The following is a 21384-nucleotide window of genomic DNA, read 5'->3' as shown; positions in this document are numbered from 1 at the left end:
TACGGACCCTCTAACAGGTCTCTGTTCTGATTAGAATAATTTAGGAAAACCTGCAACATGCTAACTCAGCCACTGGATGGCAACAACCCCATAACAGCGCAGGCTGTGGCGATTTTTCGCCATTTATGCTAACTTTGCGCGCCCAAAAAGGGTGTGAGGCAGGCCGCTAAAATGGCATTTCTGTGTATGGATCAAGCGTATGAACCTGCACAACGTGATCCGGCCACTATCTATATGTAGCAAATAATTGCAAATGTGGAGCATTCATGGAATCCGGGAATCAAATACCACAATCCGTCCGCCTCGATAAATGGCTCTGGGCCGCTCGTTTTTACAAGACCCGAGCTCTGGCCAAGGAAATGATTAACGGCGGTAAAGTACATTACAACGGGGCCCGCACCAAATCCAGCAAGAATGCGGAAGTTGGCGCTGTGCTCAAAATACGTCAGGGATATGACGAAAAAGAGGTGGTCATTAAAGAATTGTCGGAACAGCGACAAAATGCCACTCTGGCGCAAAGCCTGTATGAAGAAACGGCACAGAGCATACAGAAACGTACCGCCAATGCCGAGGCACGACGCCTGAATATATTGAACAATCCGTCACCGGACACCAAACCCGACAAGAAGCAGCGCCGTGAGCTGCTCAGGGCCAAGTCCGGCGATTATTAACCCAGCGCCTGGCGCATGAAGATTAACGTGATGAACAAAGACACTTTATACCGCTATTTGTTTGAAAATGCCGACGTGCGCGGCGAACTGGTACAACTGGCCGATACTTACCAATCCGTGGTGAACGCCCATGAGTATCCTGCCGTACTGCGCCGCTTCCTCGGCGAGCTGATGGCCGCGACCTCACTGCTCACCGCCACCCTCAAGTTCAGCGGCGACATCGCCGTACAGGTACAGGGTAATGGTCCTGTGTCACTGGCCGTGATCAATGGCAATAACCACCAGCAACTGCGTGGCGTTGCGCGTTGGGAAGGCACTCTGGCCGATGATGCCAGCCTGAACGACCTGTTTGGTGACGGCTATATCGTTATCACCCTGACACCGGATGACGGCGAGCGTTATCAGGGCGTGGTCGCACTGGACAAACCCACCCTGGCCGAATGCATTCAGGAGTACTTCCTGCAATCCGAGCAGCTGCCCACGGGCATTTGGCTGTTCGCCGATGGCGAGCGCGCCGCCGGTATCTTCCTGCAGGTGTTGCCAAGCGAAGGCGATCACAACGCCGAGTACGAGCATCTGACCACCCTCACTGCCACCATTAAGCAGGAAGAGTTGCTGGAGCTGCCCTCAGAAGAAGTGCTGCATCGTCTCTACCACGAAGAGCAGGTACGTCTGTTTGACCCCATCAACGTCAGCTTTAAGTGCACCTGTTCCCGGGAGCGCAGCGCCAGTGCCATCCGCAGCATAGACAAGGAAGAAATCCTGTCTTTACTGGCGGAGCAAGGTCAGGTGGAATTGGGCTGTGAGTACTGTAATACCTTCTACCGATTTGATGCCATCGACATAGAAGCCCTCTATGCCAATGTGCCCCTCTCAGATGACCAGGCCACCAAACAGTGAGCCAGATCACCGACTGATAACGGACGCCCGGGGGCGTCCGTTTTTTTTGACGTTTTTTCAGATCCGGCTCACACATTCAAGGCCGCTTAAGTTACAATCGCCGCGGGCGCTCGACCCGATAAATCAGGGCGTACCACAAACCGGCAACACAGATCGGTACCCATAAAACAAAACCTCTTGATATTTGGAGACCTTACCTATGGCGGAAGGAATTAACCGCGTACACCGTAATCCCTCAACGGCCGAGCTGGTAGAACTGGCGCTGAGAAGAGGTGAAGGAGAATTAACCGCCAATGGCGCCCTGGTTGCCAAAACCGGAGCCCGTACAGGCCGTTCTCCCAATGACCGCTTCATCGTCAAAGAAGCCGGTTCTGAAGCCGATATCGAATGGGGCAACGTCAACAAGCCCTTCGCTCCAGAGGCCTTCAATGCCCTGTGGGATCGCGTAGCCGCTTACCTGGCCGACAAAGAAGTGTTCGTATCCGATCTGGAAGTCGGTGCCGACCCAGAACACTACCTGCCAGTGACAGTGACCACCGAATACGCGTGGCATCAGCTGTTTGCCCGCAACCTGTTTATTATCCCTGAGCACTTCAACCAGGCCGGCAAGCCCACCTGGCAAATCATGAACGCCCCCGGCTTCGTGTGTGAGCCAGAGCGCGATGGCACCGCCTCAGAAGCCACAGTTATCATCAACTTTGCCGAGCGCAAAGTGCTGCTCGCCGGTCTCAAGTACGCCGGTGAGATGAAGAAATCCATGTTCTCCGTGCAGAACTTCCTGCTGCCTGCCAAGGGCGTGCTGCCAATGCACTGCTCTGCCAACGTAGGCAAAGACGGCGACACCACCCTGTTCTTCGGTCTGTCCGGTACCGGTAAGACTACCCTGTCTGCCGATCCCAAGCGTTTCCTTATCGGTGACGACGAGCACGGCTGGGCACCAGGCAGCGTATTCAACATCGAAGGCGGCTGCTATGCCAAGTGTATCGACCTGAGCCAGAAGAATGAGCCGGTAATTTGGGATGCCATCCGTTTCGGCACCGTGCTGGAAAACGTGGTTCTGGACGACAAGCGCGTACCTGACTACAAAAACTCCAGCCTGACCGAAAACACCCGCGCCGCCTACCCACTGGAGCACATTGCCCAGCGCCAGGAAGAAAACCGTGGCGGCGAGCCACGCGCCGTGGTGTTCCTGACCTGTGACGTATCCGGTGTTCTGCCTCCTGTGTCCAAGCTGACCAAGGAACAGGCCGCTTACCACTTCCTGTCTGGCTATACCGCCAAGGTAGGTTCCACTGAGATGGGCTCTACCGCCGCTATCCAGTCAACTTTCTCAACCTGTTTCGGTGCCCCATTCTTCCCACGCCCAGCCGGTGTTTACGCCGAACTGCTGATGAAGCGTATCGAAGAATTCGGCAGCCAGGTTTACCTGGTGAACACCGGCTGGACCGGTGGTCCTTACGGTGTGGGCAAGCGTTTCGACATCCCAACCACCCGCGCCATCGTTGATGCCATCGTGAGCGGCGAACTGGCCAGTGTTGAAACCGTACACCTGGAGAAGCTGAATCTGGAAGTGCCTGTGGCCGTTCCAGGTGTTGATACAGCCCTGCTGAATCCGGTTAACACCTGGGCCGACAAGGCCAAGTACGCCGAATACGCGCAGAAGCTGGCCGAAGAGTTCCAGGCCAACTTTGCCAAGTACCAGGTACCTGACTCCATCAAGAACGCCGGCCCAAAAGCCTGATAGCGTCTTGAAGTAAGACAGTTAAAACGGCTCCTTTGGGAGCCGTTTTTATTGTCCGCACCAAATGATTCCTGAGGCAAACGCTCTGATGCCCCCAACTCCCTAAGGCACCGCCAGGGATAAACCTCTGTTGTTTTAATCAGCACAAAATTGCTGTTGAAAGCGCATCAAAGCTATTCCACTATCAATCCACCATAGATGCCAGCACACAAACTATCACCGGGACCAACCATGACAGAAAGCTACCTCTTTGATGTATTTGGCAAACGTATGTCAGTACACCGTGAAAATGGAGCGTGGCACTTATTTCTGGTGTCCGGCACGGGTATGAGACGCCCTGTTTATGACGTCATCATCCCCGCCGCATTGAAGCCCGAAGAATTGGCCACCTATTTGGATGACCTCTTCCATGAGCACGCCAGTGCAAGCCATCCGAAGGTTTATCCGCTTTAGACAATCCTGATGAACGGTTAAAATAACGAGCCACCCTGGCTCATACTTATCAGATTTCAGAGGACGTTATGTACAAAGGGAGTTGTTTGTGCGGTGCGATTCAGTACAGCCTGAATGGGGCTATCAGCGACATTATTCACTGTCACTGTTCCCTGTGCCGCAAATCCACCGGCAGTGCCTATGCCACCAATGGCTTTATTGAAGCAAAAGATTTACAGCTCAGTGATTCCGACAACATGCTGACCTTCTACGAGAGCGAACCGGGCAAGCGCAAGTATTTTTGTAGAGTCTGCGCCTCTCCCCTTTACAGCGCCAACGCCAAGTATCCGGGCCGTTATCGTCTGCGAATTGGCTCCCTCGATTCCGACATCTGCGAGCGTCCCCTGTCTCACAATTTCGTCACCTCAAAAGCCAACTGGGACGACCTGGATGCCAGCCTTCCCCGCTACGAGGCATTTGAACCTTCCCGCAAGTAACGCCGTTTTTTTGCAAATGTTCGGGGCCTGTTGGCTATCCTGGCCTTGCACCCCGACTTAAGCAACGAAGCCAGCCCATGACCACACCTCCTTTCGCCGCCTCAAAAATCCCCCATAAAAGTGAGCCCCGTCACTGATTTAGCATTCACTCACTGATACGTGGCGAAAAGCGTTGGACATTCCATTAGGACAATGCGATGTATAAATTATCAGTTTCTTTTCCGCGCAAACCCTCATCGGTATAGCACCATCTGCGCAGTAAAGTGACAGCTGAAAAGGGGGAATTGATATGGCATTTAAAAAATACGCTGCCGAGCATGAAGAAGCCAAGGTCGACATGACCCCCATGCTGGATATCATTTTCATCATGTTGATTTTCTTTATTGTGACCACCTCATTCGTCAAGCCCATGGGCATTGACTACAACAAGCCCGAGTCGGCGCAAAAGTCCCGTGCCAAGGGCGATAACGTGCTGATCACCGTCAGTAAAACCGGGCTTGTAACCATGGAAGGGCGTCAGGTCGACATGGAAAGGATCACCGCCAACATAGAGCGCAAACTCGCAGAAGCCCCGGGGGCGGCAATACTTATACAGGCCGATGGCGAAACCCTGCACGGTACTGTGGTGGGTGTAATAGATAGAGTAAAAGCCGCCGGCGTCAGCAAAATTTCGGTCACCCAATCCGACGAATAGCGTCATCCGCGACGACGAAACCAGCTTGTTGGCCATCGGATCCCAAGTGCGCTTTAGCCTGAGTCCCGGCCGCGATGTTTTCACTCGGGATAGTTGTGGCATCCAACCGCTTCATCAACCGAAGGCTGAATGGATTTCCTGTGAGAGGAATGAGTCTGCCCTCTTGCGAAGCCCCCTGAATTAAGAAAAGATAGGCCTTTGATTTTTATCGCCCCAAAAGGCCTGTTCCATGCAATTTCTTCCCCTTAAATCGTCTCTCACCCTGCTTTCTGTGGCCTTGCTGAGCGCAGCTCCTGCCTGGGCCACACCTGTTATTGCCAATCAATTTGTTAACGATGCCGTGCTGCCCCCCATTGAGGCCTGGCAAGGTGCCAGCGAAGCCCTGATGCAGCCAAGAGACAGCAAATGGGCCACACCTTTCGAGCAAAGCGGCGGCCTCGAAAGCCCAGACTACGAGGCCACCATGGCCTGGCTCGATAAGCTGGTAAAACGCAGCAAGTACCTGTCCAAGGTGAGCCTCGGCAAGAGTCCCCAGGGACGGGACATCTGGATGATAGTTGCCAGTAAAGAAGGCGCAGCTACGCCGGGCAAGCTGGAGAAACATGGCAAGCCCAGTGTGCTGGTGCAGGCCGGGATCCATTCAGGGGAAATTGATGGCAAGGACGCGGGCATGATGCTGCTGCGGGATATCGAAATGGGCGGCAAGAGTGCCCTGCTCGATGACGCGAACCTGCTTTTCGTGCCCATCTTCAGCGTGGATGCCCACGAGCGCGCCAGCGAATATAACCGGGTAAACCAGCGCGGCCCCGTCACCATGGGCTGGCGTACAAACGCCCGTAATCTGAATCTCAACCGCGACTACGCCAAGGCCGACACCAAAGAGATGCAGTTGATGCTGACCGCCATCAACGACTGGAATCCGAGCCTCTACATCGATGTACACGTCACCGACGGCATCGACTATCAGTACGATGTGACCTTTGGTTATAACCTGAGTCAGGGACTGAGTCCGGCCGCCTTTGCCTGGCTTGACGGCGAATACCGCCCGGAAATCGAAGCGGCCCTGACCAAGGCAGGCCATATTCCCGGCCCTCTGGTGTTTGCGCTGGATAACAGCGATATCACCAAGGGTATGTCGCTGTGGAGCGCATCGCCCCGCTACTCCAACGGCTACGGTGATGCCCGCCACCTGCCGACTATCCTGATTGAAAACCACAGCCTCAAGCCCTTCAAGCAAAGGGTACTGGGCACCTATGTAATGCTGGAGCAAACCCTTAAAACGGTGGGCGAGCAGGCGACTGCGCTCAAGGCCGCCATCATGGCCGACAGTTTTGCCTTTCCGGAGAAGGTTACTCTGACCTGGAAAGAAACACTGCAGCCAAAGGGCTGGGATTTTAAAGGCATAGGTTATCGGGTGGAAAAGAGCCCCATTTCCGGTGCAGAGGTCGTGCGCTGGACCGGTGAACCTGTGCTCTACGAGCAGTTGCCCGTAATGGGCAATACGGTGCCGGACATCAGCGTCAGCCGCCCTGAGGCCTATTATGTGTTGCCCCAATGGCAGGAGGTCATAGGTAAACTCGAAATACACGGCATACGTTATGAGCGCTTGCAGCAGCCCCAGCAACTGACATTGGGCCAGTACAGTTTCAGCAATCCCCAGTTTGGCACCAAAGACTATGAAGGCCGCCAGCGAGTCAGCGCCGACGTCAGCCTGAACAAGGTGGAGGCCACTCTGCCGGTGGGCACCATCAAAATCAGCACAGAGCAGGCGCTGGGCGACCTCGCCATTTTGCTGCTGGAACCCCAGTCCCCCGACTCACTGCTGCAGTGGGGCCTGTTCAACCCCATTTTCACCCGCACCGAATACATGGAGCAGTATGCAGTAGAGCCCATGGCAGCAAAGATGTTGGCCGAAGACCCAGAGCTGAAAAAGGCCTTTGAGGAAGCCCTCAAGGATCCCGCCTTTGCCGCAGACCCAAGTGCCCGCCTGCGCTGGTTCTATGAAAAGAGCCCTTACTTCGATCGGGAGTACCTCAAGTACCCCGTATATCGCAGCTTCTGATGTAAAAAAGCCGGGCTTGCCCGGCTTTTTTATTCCTGTCAGACCTCGACCTTGATTCCGGACGCCCAAACAGGAGATGACATCAAACAAGCTCAGGCTTTGCAGCAACCAGACAGCCCATAAATGGCTGGAATCTCCACCACCTTTGATGGGTCAGTAGAGTCAGCCCCTGCAACGACAGCAGTTTAGCCTCGAGCCACGCAAACTCTTGATACCAAAAGTTCTTGATACCCACAGGTCTAGCGAACAGGTTCAGCATTTCCACAGGGGCAGGTAATTTCCCCCTGATTATCCACGGCTTACACCTCAGCCTGCCCCTCATACCCGGCGATGTCGCGACCAAAGCACTCAAGCTCGTCCAGTACCGCCATTATCCTTGGTAAGCCGTGCAGTCGCTTATGTACCTGAATGAAGATTTCACCGCGATACTCACTGTCAAAAGGCACGGGCAAGCGTACCAATGAACTCAACATGGGATGCGACATCAAGGCGTCATAGAGCACCATGGCGCCCAGTCCCTGCACACAAGCCCCCAATTGCACATTGAAGTCGTCGCTGGCAAAGACGGGTTTAAACCCAGGTAACAGGCGATGCAATTCACGGTTTATCCTGAAATGCCCCTGGTCCTCACTCCAGCAGATGAGTGCGAGATCCGAGATTGTCGCTCCCGGTGGCAGTGATGCTTCATAGTCCCGACTACCATAAAACCCGGGGTTACTCAGTATCTTGCCAACAGTCAGCAGCCCGGGCTCAACCACTTTTTGGGTGCGAAGGGCGATATCCGCCTCCCCCCGGGACAAATCGAGCATCTGGGTGGACGACAGCACTTCCAGCGTCAATGCAGGAAAACGCCCCCTCAGCCCCTGCGCCAGTTGAGTCAGCAAGGTCAGTGCTATCCCCGGGGGGGCGGTAATACGCACCTTGCCGGCGACGCGCTCTGAAGGTCTGGCAAGGCTCACCTCTGCATCGTGGGCCCATTGGGCCATCTGGGCCGCGGCCGGTAACAGCCGCAACCCCGCCGGTGCGAGGTCACAGCCCTGGGATTGACGGATGAACAAGGGCTCACCCAATTGCCCCTCAAGCTCTGCGATTCTCCGACTCAGGGTGGGTTGCCCCAGGCCCAGTTGTCTTGCCGCTGCGCTGAAACTGCCAAGCTCGGCCACCGCCACAAACAGACGAATGTCTTCCCAGTTCAAACCCTGCTTCATCCCATACTCCATCCAAAAACGAATACCCACATACGATATTCGCCAATTGAGGCCAATGTCCATCCATGAAAGCATAGCCTTACCACCAAAACAGCCCTAAAACCGCAAGGATGGAATATGACGACCCGATACCTTACCGCCACGTTACTGCTCGGCCTGATGACGGCAAGCCCACTTTTTGCTGCCGACGGCGGCGCGCCGCAAACCCAGCACACCAGCCAGGCTGCCGTGCTGGGCACGCCCGTGAGCCTGGCCGAGATGGAAGCGAGCCTCGCCACATCAGGTCGCCTGGGCTTCAGCGCCCACAGCAGCGCCAACTGGCAGGTGCCGCTGAGGGGCTTACTCAATCTTGAGGCTCCCGCCGCCAAAGCGGCCGGGAAGACAGATGGGGATGAACCCATTCAGGTTTACCTGTATGAATTTACGCACCCACAGCATGGCCGCTTTTTTATCGATACCGGCGTGGCGCAGGGATTACTGGAGGCGCCCGCCCGGCATGGTGTACCAGCTGAACTCTTCCAGGCATTTGGCCTCGGAAAAATCCAACTGCTGCAAAGCAGCGGTGAAATTGCATCAGGCGGCAAGCCCCTGAGCGGTATCTTTCTGACCCACCTGCATCTGGACCATATCAGCGGCCTGCCGGATCTCCCTGCTGATATCCCACTCTATGTTGGCCGCAACGAACATCTGAGCCTGAGTCCCCAGAATCATATGACCCAGGCGGCAACAGATGCCCTGCTGTCGGGCAGACCGCCGCTGAATGAATGGGGTTTCGATAAAGGCGAAGCAATAGATATTTTTGGTGACGCCAGCGTCTTCGCTCTGCCCAGTCCGGGGCATACCGAAGGCAGCACCGCCTATGTGCTCAATACCCTTGATGGACCCGTGTTGATTGTTGGCGATACCTGCCATACGGCATGGGGATGGCAACAGGGTGTCGAACCCGGCGACTTCACCCGGGATCAGCGGCAAAACCGCAAAAGCCTGTTGGCGCTGAAGGCCCTGAGTGACAGACACAGTCAACTGAAGGTGTATCTGGGCCATCAGCTGCTATAACGCCCTGCTTTTAACAAGTGCAAAGGCTCGCCGCATAAAAAAAGTAGACCCGGAAACGCCGGGTCTGCTTTATGTGACGGACAGGCTTCAGCCCTTGGGCCAGCCCAGCACTGAGGCATTGGCCCAATTGCCGCAAACACCCTTGGCAGTGCCTTCGGTTTGCAGGCTTAAAGTTTCAACGCCGCGAATATCCAGCTCGGGCTTGACCACCGCCGGCGCCTCTATCAGGCCCGAGTCATACATCAGCTTGCCATCACCGAATATCTTAAAGTGCATGCCACCCCTGGTTTTGCAGCTGTCATCGATACCGAGATCGGCCCGCAGCAGCTGCCAGTTGCCTTCGAGGCGATAATCGACCCGGCCGTTTGCTGCCATCCCCAACCCCTTACTGAACTTAAGGCCGTTCATGCTCATGGGCTTGCCACCGATGGCACTGTTCAGCGCCACACGGCTACCAGCGGATTTATCCTGCTGTTGCGGCGTCAGCTCAGCAAGGAACAGCTGGGTTCTCGGGGTCTTGGGCTCAGGCGCTGTCAGCACCTTGAAGTCGCTGATGGTGATTGGGGTGACGCTTTTTGGCAGCAGTGCATTATAGGCGCCGCCCTGCTTCCTCGCGGCTGTCACCATGGGGTCGTTACCGAGCTCATTCTGGGTACTGAGCACCCTGAAACGCAGCAGACTGCCGGGCTTGGGCGCAAACTCCACCTTCTGCATGGTTTGTGATTTTTCCAACCTGCCCTTGGCCACGGGTTCGCCCCACTCGCCATTGTTTTCGCCGAGGTACAGCTCATAGTCGGCGACCTGACCATACTCCCAATGCTTGTCGTTCCGGGGGGCGATTTCAAACCCGGCGATAAAGCGGCGCTCACCCAAAGCCAGGGTAAACTCGTGGGCACCTGTCTTTTGTGCCTGATCGCGCTTGGTTCTGAACCAGGTATCCGGGTTGCCGTCGAAGGCATTCTCCAGCGGGTGACCCGCTTCTTCGGCTGGGCGGCCGAGCACCAGCAGGCTGTCGGCGGGGATTTCATTGCCAAGCTCGGGCGCCTCTGGGTAAGCGGCGGTGGCGGCAAGCTGCTGTGACTCATCAATTTCCAGCTTGATTGTAAGCGCTTCACGCACCGACACCTTGTGGGTTTTCACCAGCACAGTGCCGTACTTGGTATCCGAATAAGCCCAGCCGCTCTTGGCCTTGGCAAGGGCTGCTTCATCCTTGAGGGCCTTAAGCTTTTTACCATCAAGCAGCACAGCCTGTGGCTTGGTGCGGGTGTGCAGCCACAACTCATAGACCCGCTCTTCATCCTGACCGTCAAACTTGCCCTCGGCCGCGCCAATGCTGACCTCGATATCACCGCCCTTGCCCTCAGGCGCCTTCACCGCAAATCGCTGACGGGCAAACTCCCCTTGCTGATAACGGCGGGTGTTGCCATCGTCTTCGTACATCAGGTACTCAGACTCGCCATAGGGGTAGATATCCAGCGTCAGCACGTCTTTGGGCTTCTCACCGTCGTACAGCGCCTCCGGGTACATGGGGATAATCGCGCCGGCACGGACAAACACCGGGATGGTGCTCAAATCCACCGGATAGTCCAGGGTCTTGCCGCCATCAAAGGCATCCACCACCCGGCCGTCCCAGTAATCAATCCACTGGCCCTTGGGCAGGTACACGTCTTCACGCCAGCCCTTGCTGGCGGTCTGTGAGCGGTAAACAGGTGCCACCAGCATGTCTTTACCGAGCAAAAACTGATACTTGTGCGCCTCGGTATTGGCATTGGGGTCGTCGCTGTAGTCCCACATCAGGCCACGCACTATGGGCGCGCCGGTTTGCTCGGTTTCAAACGCCGTGGTGTACATGTAGGGGGTGAGGCGCATTTTCAGCTTCAAATAGTCGCGGTTGATGCTGCGATAGGGCTCATCGAACCACCAGGGGTGCTTGCGCGCCGCTTTTGACCAGCCTGACATGCCCATCAGCACCGGGGTGAACGCCTTCCACTGCAAATCGCGGGTGAAGGTTTCCGGGCTGCCACCAAAAATCGCGTCCACATCGCCGGTGGCATAAGCCTGACCGGACAGACCCGAGCCAATCAAAGTGGGAATATGCCAGCGGATGTAGTCCCAGCTGCCGGACTGATCGCCGGTCCAGGTCACCGCATAGCGCTGAACGCCGGCCCAGCCCATCACAGTCCAGAGGAAGGGACGCGAGTCTGAGTTATCCAGAATGCCATCGGCGGCAGCCTTGTTGGCATCCAGCGCATGCTGGTAGCCCTCGCCGGTCCAGGCCACATCGAGCTTTTGGGCGCGGCTGCCCGCCTTGCCCACTTCCCAGGCAATTTTATCCACGCCATCTTCAGTCCACAGTCCGGTGCGGAAACCGTATTTGGCGAGCCCTTCCACCACCCTGGGCAGGTCGGTATAGCCGCACCCATAGCCGTCGTTTGGCAAGATCCAGCCGCCGGGCATATCGTGTTCGCGATATTTTTTGGCAACAGAGTCAATCACATCCGGCGTGGTTCCTGTTGGGCCATCGCTCCAGCCATCGGGTACTGTGCCGGGCTTTTTGACGTTGTCGCCGTCGTTGTAGCAGTCGGCGTCGCCATATTCAAAGGCCCAGCGGGGAATGAGTCTGGCGCGGCCGGTGAGCTCTGTGTAATCGGCCAGCACCTGCTGAATGCTGCCGGGGGCAAAGAAGAAGGCATCGAAACGCGCCTCATCGTGGCCGAGGCGCAGGGCGTCATTACTTCTGAAGTCATAACTGCCATTGGCCCAGGTGTTACGCAGCACGCCATAGCCCTTGCTCGACAGATAAAAAGGCGCCGGACTCGGCCTGTCACCCTCTTCCCAGCCACCTGAGTAGGAGATTTCCAGGCTCTTGCCCTTGAACTCGAAGGCACCGTTTTGCTGGCCGCCACCGAAAAAGCGCTCATCGGCATCTGTGCTGAGGGTCTGTACCGTGCTGGTGTCACCCAGCTCCAGGCTTTGCAATTCCTCGGTGATAAGCGTTTGATTATCAGCCTGATACAGGGCGAAGCGCAGCGGCGCCTCGTAGATTCGCAGCGCCAGCGCCTCGGTTCTCAGCAGCCGATGGTCGCCTTCGTCGCTTAGGGTAAAGGCCACCGCCGGGTAATCGCTTTTAATCACAATCGCCGCGGCCTTGCTGCCTTCACCGGAGAGCTTGCCGTTCGCTCCCGCCTGAATACGAATAAGTGAAGGCTTGAGTACATCCAATTGCACCAGGACGCCGCTGTCGGTGTGAATATGGATGCTGGAACCTTCCTGTCTGAGGGTATCCAGTTTGCCCACGGGGGCAGCATTGGCACTAAAACCAAGGGGAGCAATGACCAATGCCACGGCCAGCGCCAATGGGCTTGGCCTGACACAGTTGCGCCATGCACAGAGTGAGGGAGAGAGGCTTGCCATAATTATCCTTATCGTCAAACGGCCCGGTGACTTGCAGCGACTGGTGACACGCAGGCAACTCAGGCCAAGCGGCAGCAGACTGGGGTCATCTTGTCTGTCACCTGACTATAAGAACAGCTATAACGAAAGTTTTCAACACTTTTGAAATCTTTCGAAACCATTTACACAACGGTTTATCGTAAAATAGTTTCGAGCAGAAAAAGCACTTAAAACCAATACAAATCAGAAAATTAACAATCGGTACTGCTTATACTGGAAGCGTGACAGCTGAAGTCACGCTTACCTGCAAAACAAAGCGCAAGGCGTTGGGATTCAGGGAGCGGAGGGAAATTCGAGGGTAACGCAGGCACCGCCCAGTGTCTGACTGCGTCCCAGGGTAACCTTGGCTGACAGATGACGGCAAAGCAGCGCGACCGTAGACAGGCCCAAGCCAACCCCCTGATAGAGCTGGTGTGCTGAGAGTTCGCCCTGATGAAAGGCAGCCAACAGCGAATCGGTATCGGCGGCAATAAAGCCGGGACCATCGTCTTCAACCTGCACCAGCAGATTCTTCTCACCGTTCAGGCTGACCCGGGCACAAAATGCCTGCAGCTTTTTGATACCCAGATAGAGGGGACAGCATATCAGCAGCGCACAGGTCACCATCAGAGAGACGTGAGTTAGTTTGCTCATTGTTCCTTTCCATTGGATTATTTTTGTAATGGATTTGAGGTTTGGAGGTGAGCTTCATCGAGTCACAGACCCACAGCAGGACGAAAAACACCCAGTTGTGATTGTCTTGTTTTATGGATGTTATGACTGTCCCAGTTTGTCCTGAAATGTCGCAGACTGTATCGAGCGTCTATAGCAGGGACAAGGATATTAGTTGAGTACCAGCACGGAGTTGAACAATTACAGGAACATGGTTTGCTATGTAAACATTGCATGTATCACTAAGCATTCACCAATTAGCGGCTTATTTAAGTGAACAAATAAATTTTATTGTTGCAAAAAAAGGGGTTTTGCCATAAATTTGTCGCCCTGTATGCTAGGCAACAATTACATGGACGTTGCACACGGTATTGTACCTTACACACCATTTAATCGTTTTCAGTGTACGCTAATGCCCAATATAGATTGAGAAGGAAACTCAATGAAACGATTCATGCTACTCTCGTTGCTCACGCTCACATCCATGAGTGTTGTTTCAAACGATGATTTTCACATCCCAGGTGTACTCTATTCATCCTCTGATAGTTCGACTTTAGCAATCCATAATCTATCCAAAGAAGAAATTACAATTGATATTTATGGGGAAAATTTCACTTTAGCAAATGGCTCTGGCTTATCCTTCGACTGTGAGAGTCAAAGTTACGTGGAAATTCAAATAAAAAATAAAATTCATGATTATTTTGAAGTTTCATGCCCCAGCAAAGTGACATTCTCAGACAAGTTTAAACTTGTAGATTGAAAGGCATCACGATGAAAAAAATTATAGTTTTGACTCTTTTGATAATACTTCAAGGATGCGGCGGAAGTAATTCTGACGGCTCATCAAAATCAACTTATTCTTCATGCAAAATTACCAAATCTGAAGCAATTTTAGCAACAGATAGAGAGAAAGACTTAAGACAATGTTGGAATGCTCCTGGACAAGGTTACGAAAGCCAAGGCGATGCATTGCAATGGTGCGAACGCCAAGTGAATAACTATATAAGTTCTAACTATATAGTTGGCCATAGCGTTACATACGCAGTCGAATCTACTTACTGCCCAAAATAAGGAGGTAATGATGTTCAAAATAGAGTCTATCTTCACTTCTTTTTTTGCAATCGCCATCTTAGCAGGATGCGCAACCGTGCCAATGGCAGATAAGAGCAGAGATGCGGCCCTTAAAGAGTTTCAAAAGCCAACGAAAAACTTCGCTGGCCTCTATATCTATCGTGATACATTTGCTGGGCAGGCACTTAAGAAAAGCGTTTACATAAATGGCAAGTTGATTGGCGAGACTGCAAACAAAACATTTTTCTATCAAGAGCTAACTCCTGGTACACATGTGATTTCAACTGAATCTGAGTTCAGCGAGAACGAATTAAGCATTAACGTTGAATCAGGTAAGAACTATTTCGTTGAACAATACTTAAAGATGGGTGTTTTTGTTGGTGGCGCTGGACTGAAATTAGTTGAGTCTGATAAAGGCATGAATGCAGTTAAAAAGTGTAGACTAGCCAAAGAAGCAGAAACCGAAGTCTATCTTAAAAAAATACAGAAAAATTAATTAAACCTTGCAAATGGATAAGGCATCCATCTGATTTAGAATTGCTCAGTTTTAGCTGAGCAATTCTTTGAGAACTTCAATATTCCGTTATTAGTTCTGTGCAAAAAAATCTGCTAAAAGTAGCTAAAATCACTCTAAATAAAAACCTGGGCTTCATCCCTATAAATCAATTACAAGGCAGTATCGAAATAATCCATCAAGATATTTACTATTATTTCCAGCTCAGGCCTTGCGGGCTTTGAGTGAAAACACCAACGGAATGGGCTTGCCGTTGATGCGCTGGCGAAAACGGCCAGGCTCTTCTTCTGCAAGGTTATCGAAGCAATTGTAGGGGCTGAAGTCATACTCCCGCAGCGACTCTATCACCAGCCCGGCGTTCACCAGTGCCGACACCACCTCTCCCAAATCGTGGGACCAGCTGACCATGGTGTTTTCGGCATCCCGGCTGTTTTCGGTGTAACTGCCCTCTTGTTCCACATCGGCCTTGCCGGTATGGAAATAATCATAGCCATCGAGCAGCGACTTAATGGGATGAAACTCCGCGAGGTAAAAGCATCCACCGGTTTTCAGGCAGGACGCTATGGTGTTGGCCCAGACAGTTAAATCCGGCAACCAGCAAAGCACGCCGTAAGACGCATAGACCAGGTCAAAATCACCCTCAACCAGGTTGCGGGCATCCAGTACATTGCCGCATACAAATTGCACCGGCACACCAAGGTTTGCCTCGATATTGAGTGTCTGTGCAATCTGCTCAGCGGCGGCGATGGCCTTGGGCGAGAGGTCGAGACCCGTGACAGCAGCGGCGCCTTCACGGGCCCAGGACAGGGTGTCCTGACCGAAGTGACATTGCAGGTGGAGCAAACTGTTGCCTCGCACATCCAGCTCGGCAAGTTCAATTTCGCGAAGGCTTGTGTTACCCGCCATAAAGCCGGGCATATCGTAAAAGTCAGATTCCAGATGCAGCTCGGTGCGGTTGTCCCACGCGCGCTGATTGATAGAGAGAAAGTCATCCATGATAAGTAGTCAAAGCGGATAAGGGATAGATGCTGTCAACCATAAGCCCCTTGGCCGCGTTACACCAGCCCTGATTTACACCGCGTTCCATCAGCACTCTGGGGCCGACACTCAGCCAGCGAGAGACACCTTGCTTTTGGCGTCTGTCTGCTGGACACGCATCTGCCGATAGAGCCGCGAGATCCCAACCAGGGGCAATAACGACAGCAGGCTAAGTTGTACACCCACCAGCGGCAGGTTTGGAAATGGCACGCGGGCTTGCAGGGCTGAAATCAATACAATGCCGTAAAAAACGCTCATTACCAGCAGCATATGTTTTGCCGTCAGTTGGCACTCAGGCACCCAGTGTGCGGCAAGCCGGGCGCATCCCCATCCGAGCCAGGCCCCCATTACCACATCCAACGGCCAATGGGCGCCATTGGTAATACGGCTCAGGCCAACCATTATGGCAGCTAACAAAATCAAGGCCTTAACATCGGCGCGGCGACACAGTGTCCAGGCCATGCCCGCGAGCACAAATACCGTGCCCGTGTGGGCTGAAGGGAAACTGTGGTTGAGGCGCATTGCGCCAACGATACGGATATGTTCCAGCACAGCAGCCGGGCGCATCACATCCAAACCTTGCTTCATGGCGTTGATCAACAAGGCTGCAACTGCGATAGCAGTAAGGGACTTCCAGAGAATGGATGGTCGAAAACAGAGAATAGTCAACCAGATACAGGCAGCGGTGATGCCATTACCCCAATCGGTAACAAGGGCCAGGGGCGTATCGGGCACCAGCCTGCCCGCCTGATTTATAACGAGAAACAACTGCTGGCTGGCGGAAGGCACCAGACTGAAAAAAATGGCCAGCGACCCCAAAGCCAAAAAAACGGCCTGAGCACCGGAAATACCTGTGTTACCCAGCTTCATCAGCTGCCCCAATGTTGTTTAATTGTAATCTTTTAGGGCAGCATATCGCCGCTTATGTCAATAAAGTGTCCACATTCGTCATACTTTGGTTGAACACCACTTTGGCCACCACTTCATCGGGCGCCATGGCCATGGAAAAGTGCCAGCCATAACGCTTGCAAATGTCTTCCACCAAAATGAGACCAATTCCGTGGCTCTCACCATGCTCTATGGTCTCACCGCCAAGATTGGCTATCTGAATGCCACTGGCATCGGTGCGTAAATATACCCGGGCACCCACGCTGTGGATAAAGGCGTTGGCCAGCAGATTTTCAATCAGGCAACCGAGCAAAAGCGGATGCGCAGACAGGAGACAAGGGCTGACATGCATGGAAAATTCTGCGGCGCTGCTCTGTCTGCCGCTAGCCAAGCGCTCCAGTAAAGGCGCCAAAAAGGCCTCATCGAGCAGACATTGGCCATCATCCTGTTCGGTGCGGCGCGCAAGCAGCAGCAGTACACCGGCGAGATTCTCCATTTGCTGGGCTGCACGCATCGCCCGCTTCATGGCCGGGGCTTCCCTATCAGCCATTTTCCCCAGGGCAAGCTTTAGCACCGTCAGCGGTGTGCGAAACTCATGACTGACGTAGTGGGTAAAATTCTTTTCACGGGCCAGGGCTTCCTTCACCCGGGCGTGGCTCTGATTGAGGGCATTGACCAGGGCCACATATTCCCGGGTGTCATCTTTCAGCGTGATGGGCTCCAGTGCCCAAACATCGGTTTCCAGATGCCGTGCGAGGGAGTCGAACGGTTTACCAATACGCCTTGCGGTACTGCGAATATAGAGGCTTGAAAACAAAAGCAGGCAGGCGCCACCACCAATCAGCAGAATATCAAGCAAAAAGTCCTGCCATCCCTCCAGTTCGAACAAATCAGGGCGCTGTACCAGATACAGAGGCCCGGTATCCCGGGCAACCACCAGCACGTTGAATTCCACATCAATGTTGGGATGGCGCAGGTTATAAAGACCGGGAGCCTTGGACGGCAACTGGACAGCAAGCTCGGCAGGCAGCGATGGCAACAACTGAATTTGCGCCTCATCGGAGGGCGACAAAGCCCCGTGTTCATACGCATCAATCAGTTGAGGTGCCACAGTCTGCAAAAAGGCACCACTGAGGTGGTTTTCCAGCGCATGAATGCCGTATTCAATCAAGAGGGCGTAGCAGCCGAGCAGCACCGCCGCCCCAATCATAAAGCTGCGGTTGATCTTCTGCTCAATATTGGCGTTCACAGCAAGCGATATCCTTTGCGGGCCTGGGTATGGATGCGTTTCTCGGGAAAGGGTTTGTCGAGTTTTTGCCTGAGCAGATAGATGTGTTTGCGCAGAACATCGTCATCCGGCGGCCCCTCAGGCCAGAGCGCGCGCTCCAGCTCTTCTCGGCCAAGCAACTTGCCCGGATGCCGCATCAGGCAGGTGAGCAGTGCAAAACACACCGGCGGCAGCAGCAATTCCACGCCAGCCCTGAAAGCCTTGTGGCTGTGCAAATCCAGCTTGATGTCTTTATAGGTGAGGGTTTGGACAAAACCCTGGCCCGAGCAGCGCCGTACCACAGCGCCGATGCGTAAACGCAGTTCGTCAAGGTCGAAGGGCTTAACGATGTAATCATCGGCGCCTGCCGTGAGCCCGGCAAGCAGGTCTTCACGGGTATCCCGGGCTGTCAGCATGATAATGGGCGTGTTCACCCCGGCTTCACGCAGGCGGCTGCACAGCACCAGGCCGTCCATGCCGGGCAGATTAAGGTCCAGCAAAATCAAATCGTAATGATGCGTTTGTGCCAACCGGAATCCCTGCAATCCATTGATGGCAAAGTCCCAGTCGTTATCTGATAACTCTTCAGCCAGGGATGCGGCAATGTCCGCATTGTCTTCAACCAGCAGAATTTTCAACGAAAAACCTCAACCGCCTTTTTCGATTTAGATAAGGTTTGCCGGGCTGGGTTCCCGGACGCTGATGAACTTATCAGGGCTTCCTTGGCCGCTTTGGTCAGTTTCTTTACCGCCAGCTCACGGCGCAGCGCATCGCCACGGCTGCCAACGCTCTCTTGATACACCAGGGTCAAGGGGCCACGGCCACGCAAATACTTGGCCGCCCTGGGACCACCATGCTGATGTTCATCAAAACGGCGCGCCACGTCTGTGGTGATGCCGGTATACAGCTCACCACCAGCGCAGCGAATGACATAGAGCTGCCAGATGGGACTCACTCGAGCCCCCACAGGTGGAGGAAAAACGCGAACTCCAGCGCCGTGTCCTCAAACTGGCGATAGCGGCCAGACTTACCACCATGGCCCGCTTCCATGTCTGTCACCAGCAAGAGTTCATTGTTGTCGGTTTTCAGCTCACGCAATTTGGCGACCCACTTGGCCGGTTCAAAATACTGCACCTGGGAGTCATGCAGCCCCGTGGTCACCAACAGATGGGGATAAGGCTGACGGGCCACGTTGTCGTAGGGTGAATAACTCAGCATATAGTCAAAGCTGGGCTTCTCGTTGGGGTTACCCCACTCGTCGTATTCGTTGGTGGTCAGCGGAATCGACTCATCCAGCATGGTGGTGACCACATCCACGAAGGGGACGCCGGCGTGAATCGCCAGGTACCTGTCGGGCGCCATGTTGGCCACGGCGCCCACAAGCAGGCCACCGGCACTGGCGCCACTGGCCACAACCTTGCCTTTGGCGCCGTAACCTGCGTTCACCAGTGCGTCGGTCACATCAATAAAGTCGGTGAAGGAGTTTTTCTTGTCGAACATGCGACCCGCGTCATACCAGGGTCTGCCCAGCATCTCGCCGCCGCGCACGTGGGCGATGGCGTAAACCACACCTCTGTCGAGCAGGCTCAGCGCCGACAGGGAAAAGTCCGGGTCGACCACGCTGCCATAGGCACCATAGCCATATTGGTAGAGGGGATTGGTGCCATCCTTTTTGAACCTGTCCTTACGATACACCACAGACACGGGCACCAGTGCGCCATCCCGCGCGGGCAGCATCAGCCTTTCACTCTGATAGGCGCCAGCTTCAAACCCCGGCACCTGAAGCTGCTTGAGCAACTTACGCTCACCGGTATGAATGTTGTATTCGTAGGTGGCGTCCGGTGTGGTCAGGCTGGAATAGCCAAAACGTACTGTGTTGGCACTCTGGTCTCGGTTGGTACCCAGCCAGGTCACATATGCGGCTTCATCGAAATGGATTTCCCTGCCCTGACTGCCATCCGGTCCATACACCCGTATGTGGGTAGCGCCCGCTTCGCGGGTTTGCAGCACCAGCGCGTCTTTCAGCAGCAGCATATCTTCGATGCGTACCTGCTCGTTATAGGGTACAACCTCCTGCCAGCGGGATTTATCGGCGGTGTCCTTGCCACTGACTTTCATCAGGCGGAAATTGGTAGCCTGCCAGTTGGTGAGCACATAATAGTCGTCATCCAACTTGGCGATGGCATATTCGTGGCCTTCCTCCCTTGGCAGGAAAGGCGTGAAATTGCCCAGCGGCTGGTCGGCATCCAAAAGCTGCACTTCGGTGGTGGTAGTGCTTTCATGGAAGAGTAAAATCCGGCTGCCATCCAGGGTCTTGCCAAGGCCGATATAGAAACTGTCGTCGGCCTCTTCATACACCAGCACATCCTCGCTTTGCGGCGTGCCCAATCTGTGGCGATAGACCTGGTAGCCCAGCAGTGTCTGCGGGTCTTTGGCAATGTAAAACACATGCTTGCCATCGTTGGCCCACACGGCTTCACCTTCGGTGTTTTCCAGCACATCGTCCAGTAACGCGCCGCTGGCAAGGTCCTTGAAATAGAGCTTGTAAATGCGGCGGCTCAGCAGATCTTCCCCGAAAGCCAGCAGCTTGCCATCTGCGCTGACACTGACATTGCCGAGGGAGTAAAACTCCTGCCCGGCGGCACGCTCATTGGCATCCAGCAGCACTTCTTCAGCCCCGTCAAGGGAGGCCTTGCGTGCGATGATGGGGTACTCTCTGTCGCCCTCGACCCTGCGATAATAGTACTGACCATTCCACAGATAAGGCACCGAGCTGTCGTCCTTCACCATGCGGGCGGTCATTTCAGCAAACAGCTTGTCTTTCAACCCTTTCCAGGGGGTCATTCGGGCTTCGGCGTAGGCATTTTCGGCATTGAGATGGGCTATCACATCCGCGTCGGCGCGGTCATCGTCCCGCAGCCAGTAATAGTCATCCACCCGGGTTACCCCATGGTGGGTCATTTCATAGGGTACCTTTGCTGCAACCGGCGCCAAAGGCACAGCATCTTCCCGGGCGAGAGCCCCTGAATGCTTATCGATATTGTGACTGCATGCGGACACCATTAAACATACTCCTGCGACCAACGCCTGTCGTTTCATACCCAAATCCATCGGTTATTCACATTATGGGGAACATCAAAATTATGCCGAACATAGTGCCTTGGGCCATCACATCAAGGCAAGGGCAAGGTTTGCATTCGGCGCACCGGTAGCAGACAATGTGCCCGCCCGGTGCAAGCAC

19 protein-coding genes and 1 pseudogene are annotated in these 21384 nt (G+C 54.3%); 11 read left to right on the top strand and 9 right to left on the bottom strand.

The genetic code is table 11. From position 1 onward, the window contains the following. The first annotated feature begins 266 nt into the window (after positions 1 to 266). The 7 genes from hslR (at position 267) to JQC75_RS00720 (ending at position 6997) form a co-directional block, all read left to right on the top strand. On the top strand, positions 267 to 671 hold the full coding sequence (gene hslR / locus JQC75_RS00750) for a ribosome-associated heat shock protein Hsp15 (RefSeq protein WP_203325668.1): 405 nt from the start codon (positions 267 to 269) through the stop codon (positions 669 to 671). A gap of 30 nt (positions 672 to 701) precedes the next feature. Continuing rightward, positions 702 to 1571, top strand: coding sequence for an Hsp33 family molecular chaperone HslO (hslO, locus tag JQC75_RS00745; protein ID WP_203325667.1), 870 nt, complete (start codon positions 702 to 704; stop codon positions 1569 to 1571). A 199-nt stretch (positions 1572 to 1770) separates the two neighbouring features. Then, positions 1771 to 3312: a phosphoenolpyruvate carboxykinase gene (locus tag JQC75_RS00740; protein ID WP_203325666.1), complete on the top strand. Its 1542-nt coding sequence runs from the start codon at positions 1771 to 1773 to the stop codon at positions 3310 to 3312. A gap of 231 nt (positions 3313 to 3543) precedes the next feature. Continuing rightward, a complete protein-coding gene (locus tag JQC75_RS00735) occupies positions 3544 to 3765 on the top strand; it encodes a DUF7661 family protein (RefSeq protein WP_203325665.1) in 222 nt (73 codons plus the stop codon). A 68-nt stretch (positions 3766 to 3833) separates the two neighbouring features. Next, on the top strand, positions 3834 to 4241 hold the full coding sequence (locus tag JQC75_RS00730) for a GFA family protein (RefSeq protein ID WP_203325664.1): 408 nt from the start codon (positions 3834 to 3836) through the stop codon (positions 4239 to 4241). Between the two features lie 289 nt (positions 4242 to 4530). Beyond that, on the top strand, positions 4531 to 4935 hold the full coding sequence (locus JQC75_RS00725; protein ID WP_203325663.1) for an ExbD/TolR family protein: 405 nt from the start codon (positions 4531 to 4533) through the stop codon (positions 4933 to 4935). Positions 4936 to 5164: 229 nt separating this feature from the next. Further along, positions 5165 to 6997: a M14 family metallopeptidase gene (locus tag JQC75_RS00720; RefSeq protein WP_203325662.1), complete on the top strand. Its 1833-nt coding sequence runs from the start codon at positions 5165 to 5167 to the stop codon at positions 6995 to 6997. Between the two features lie 299 nt (positions 6998 to 7296). Here JQC75_RS00720 and JQC75_RS00715 read toward each other — a convergent pair whose 3' ends face one another. Continuing rightward, positions 7297 to 8205, bottom strand: coding sequence for a LysR family transcriptional regulator (locus tag JQC75_RS00715; protein WP_203325661.1), 909 nt, complete (start codon positions 8203 to 8205; stop codon positions 7297 to 7299). A 117-nt stretch (positions 8206 to 8322) separates the two neighbouring features. On the opposite strand from JQC75_RS00715, the gene JQC75_RS00710 reads away from it, so the two are divergent. Then, positions 8323 to 9261, top strand: coding sequence for an MBL fold metallo-hydrolase (locus JQC75_RS00710; protein ID WP_203325660.1), 939 nt, complete (start codon positions 8323 to 8325; stop codon positions 9259 to 9261). Positions 9262 to 9348: 87 nt separating this feature from the next. Here the strand turns inward: JQC75_RS00710 and JQC75_RS00705 are convergent, their stop codons facing one another. Then, positions 9349 to 12675, bottom strand: a complete 3327-nt coding sequence (locus JQC75_RS00705) for an NPCBM/NEW2 domain-containing protein (RefSeq protein ID WP_203325659.1) — start codon at positions 12673 to 12675, stop codon at positions 9349 to 9351. 312 nt (positions 12676 to 12987) lie between these two features. Next, positions 12988 to 13347: an ATP-binding protein gene (locus tag JQC75_RS00700; protein WP_203325658.1), complete on the bottom strand. Its 360-nt coding sequence runs from the start codon at positions 13345 to 13347 to the stop codon at positions 12988 to 12990. A 460-nt stretch (positions 13348 to 13807) separates the two neighbouring features. On the opposite strand from JQC75_RS00700, the gene JQC75_RS00695 reads away from it, so the two are divergent. From JQC75_RS00695 to JQC75_RS00685, 3 genes are read left to right on the top strand one after another with little or no spacing between them, the layout of a single operon-like run. Beyond that, positions 13808 to 14125, top strand: a complete 318-nt coding sequence (locus JQC75_RS00695; protein WP_203325657.1) for a hypothetical protein — start codon at positions 13808 to 13810, stop codon at positions 14123 to 14125. Between the two features lie 11 nt (positions 14126 to 14136). Further along, positions 14137 to 14436 carry a hypothetical protein gene (locus JQC75_RS00690; protein WP_203325656.1) on the top strand — a complete coding sequence of 100 codons (300 nt, stop codon included), beginning with the start codon at positions 14137 to 14139 and terminating at the stop codon, positions 14434 to 14436. A gap of 10 nt (positions 14437 to 14446) precedes the next feature. Next, positions 14447 to 14932: a DUF2846 domain-containing protein gene (locus tag JQC75_RS00685; protein ID WP_203325655.1), complete on the top strand. Its 486-nt coding sequence runs from the start codon at positions 14447 to 14449 to the stop codon at positions 14930 to 14932. A gap of 222 nt (positions 14933 to 15154) precedes the next feature. Here JQC75_RS00685 and JQC75_RS00680 read toward each other — a convergent pair whose 3' ends face one another. The 6 genes and pseudogenes from JQC75_RS00680 to JQC75_RS00655 form a co-directional block, all read right to left on the bottom strand. Beyond that, positions 15155 to 15946 carry a class I SAM-dependent methyltransferase gene (locus tag JQC75_RS00680; protein ID WP_203325654.1) on the bottom strand — a complete coding sequence of 264 codons (792 nt, stop codon included), beginning with the start codon at positions 15944 to 15946 and terminating at the stop codon, positions 15155 to 15157. Between the two features lie 111 nt (positions 15947 to 16057). Next, the gene (locus JQC75_RS00675; protein WP_203325653.1) at positions 16058 to 16858 is read right to left on the bottom strand and encodes a phosphatase PAP2 family protein; all 801 of its coding nucleotides are present in this window, start codon (positions 16856 to 16858) and stop codon (positions 16058 to 16060) included. Between the two features lie 52 nt (positions 16859 to 16910). Further along, positions 16911 to 18125 carry a sensor histidine kinase gene (locus JQC75_RS00670; RefSeq protein ID WP_203325652.1) on the bottom strand — a complete coding sequence of 405 codons (1215 nt, stop codon included), beginning with the start codon at positions 18123 to 18125 and terminating at the stop codon, positions 16911 to 16913. Then, on the bottom strand, positions 18122 to 18781 hold the full coding sequence (locus tag JQC75_RS00665; protein WP_203325651.1) for a response regulator transcription factor: 660 nt from the start codon (positions 18779 to 18781) through the stop codon (positions 18122 to 18124). The genes JQC75_RS00670 and JQC75_RS00665 overlap by 4 nt, the downstream gene beginning before the upstream one ends. Further along, positions 18778 to 19089 (bottom strand): annotated as a pseudogene (locus tag JQC75_RS00660) (GIY-YIG nuclease family protein); the annotation flags it as partial. The pseudogene JQC75_RS00660 and the gene JQC75_RS00665, both read right to left, overlap by 4 nt. A gap of 5 nt (positions 19090 to 19094) precedes the next feature. Then, the gene (locus JQC75_RS00655) at positions 19095 to 21242 is read right to left on the bottom strand and encodes a S9 family peptidase (RefSeq protein WP_203325649.1); all 2148 of its coding nucleotides are present in this window, start codon (positions 21240 to 21242) and stop codon (positions 19095 to 19097) included. Between the last annotated feature and the right edge of the window lie 142 nt (positions 21243 to 21384).

The organism is Shewanella litorisediminis (assembly GCF_016834455.1).
Taxonomy (GTDB): Bacteria; Pseudomonadota; Gammaproteobacteria; order Enterobacterales; family Shewanellaceae; genus Shewanella; species Shewanella litorisediminis.
This window is presented reverse-complemented; position numbering and strand designations above follow the sequence as displayed.

Coding starts and splice junctions, on each gene's coding strand:
- hslR (WP_203325668.1), top strand. CDS start 267: ATGGAATCCGGGAATCAAATACCACAATCCGTCCGCCTCGATAAATGG.
- hslO (WP_203325667.1), top strand. CDS start 702: ATGAACAAAGACACTTTATACCGCTATTTGTTTGAAAATGCCGACGTG.
- JQC75_RS00740 (WP_203325666.1), top strand. CDS start 1,771: ATGGCGGAAGGAATTAACCGCGTACACCGTAATCCCTCAACGGCCGAG.
- JQC75_RS00735 (WP_203325665.1), top strand. CDS start 3,544: ATGACAGAAAGCTACCTCTTTGATGTATTTGGCAAACGTATGTCAGTA.
- JQC75_RS00730 (WP_203325664.1), top strand. CDS start 3,834: ATGTACAAAGGGAGTTGTTTGTGCGGTGCGATTCAGTACAGCCTGAAT.
- JQC75_RS00725 (WP_203325663.1), top strand. CDS start 4,531: ATGGCATTTAAAAAATACGCTGCCGAGCATGAAGAAGCCAAGGTCGAC.
- JQC75_RS00720 (WP_203325662.1), top strand. CDS start 5,165: ATGCAATTTCTTCCCCTTAAATCGTCTCTCACCCTGCTTTCTGTGGCC.
- JQC75_RS00715 (WP_203325661.1), bottom strand. CDS start 8,205: ATGAAGCAGGGTTTGAACTGGGAAGACATTCGTCTGTTTGTGGCGGTG.
- JQC75_RS00710 (WP_203325660.1), top strand. CDS start 8,323: ATGACGACCCGATACCTTACCGCCACGTTACTGCTCGGCCTGATGACG.
- JQC75_RS00705 (WP_203325659.1), bottom strand. CDS start 12,675: ATGGCAAGCCTCTCTCCCTCACTCTGTGCATGGCGCAACTGTGTCAGG.
- JQC75_RS00700 (WP_203325658.1), bottom strand. CDS start 13,347: ATGAGCAAACTAACTCACGTCTCTCTGATGGTGACCTGTGCGCTGCTG.
- JQC75_RS00695 (WP_203325657.1), top strand. CDS start 13,808: ATGAAACGATTCATGCTACTCTCGTTGCTCACGCTCACATCCATGAGT.
- JQC75_RS00690 (WP_203325656.1), top strand. CDS start 14,137: ATGAAAAAAATTATAGTTTTGACTCTTTTGATAATACTTCAAGGATGC.
- JQC75_RS00685 (WP_203325655.1), top strand. CDS start 14,447: ATGTTCAAAATAGAGTCTATCTTCACTTCTTTTTTTGCAATCGCCATC.
- JQC75_RS00680 (WP_203325654.1), bottom strand. CDS start 15,946: ATGGATGACTTTCTCTCTATCAATCAGCGCGCGTGGGACAACCGCACC.
- JQC75_RS00675 (WP_203325653.1), bottom strand. CDS start 16,858: ATGAAGCTGGGTAACACAGGTATTTCCGGTGCTCAGGCCGTTTTTTTG.
- JQC75_RS00655 (WP_203325649.1), bottom strand. CDS start 21,242: ATGAAACGACAGGCGTTGGTCGCAGGAGTATGTTTAATGGTGTCCGCA.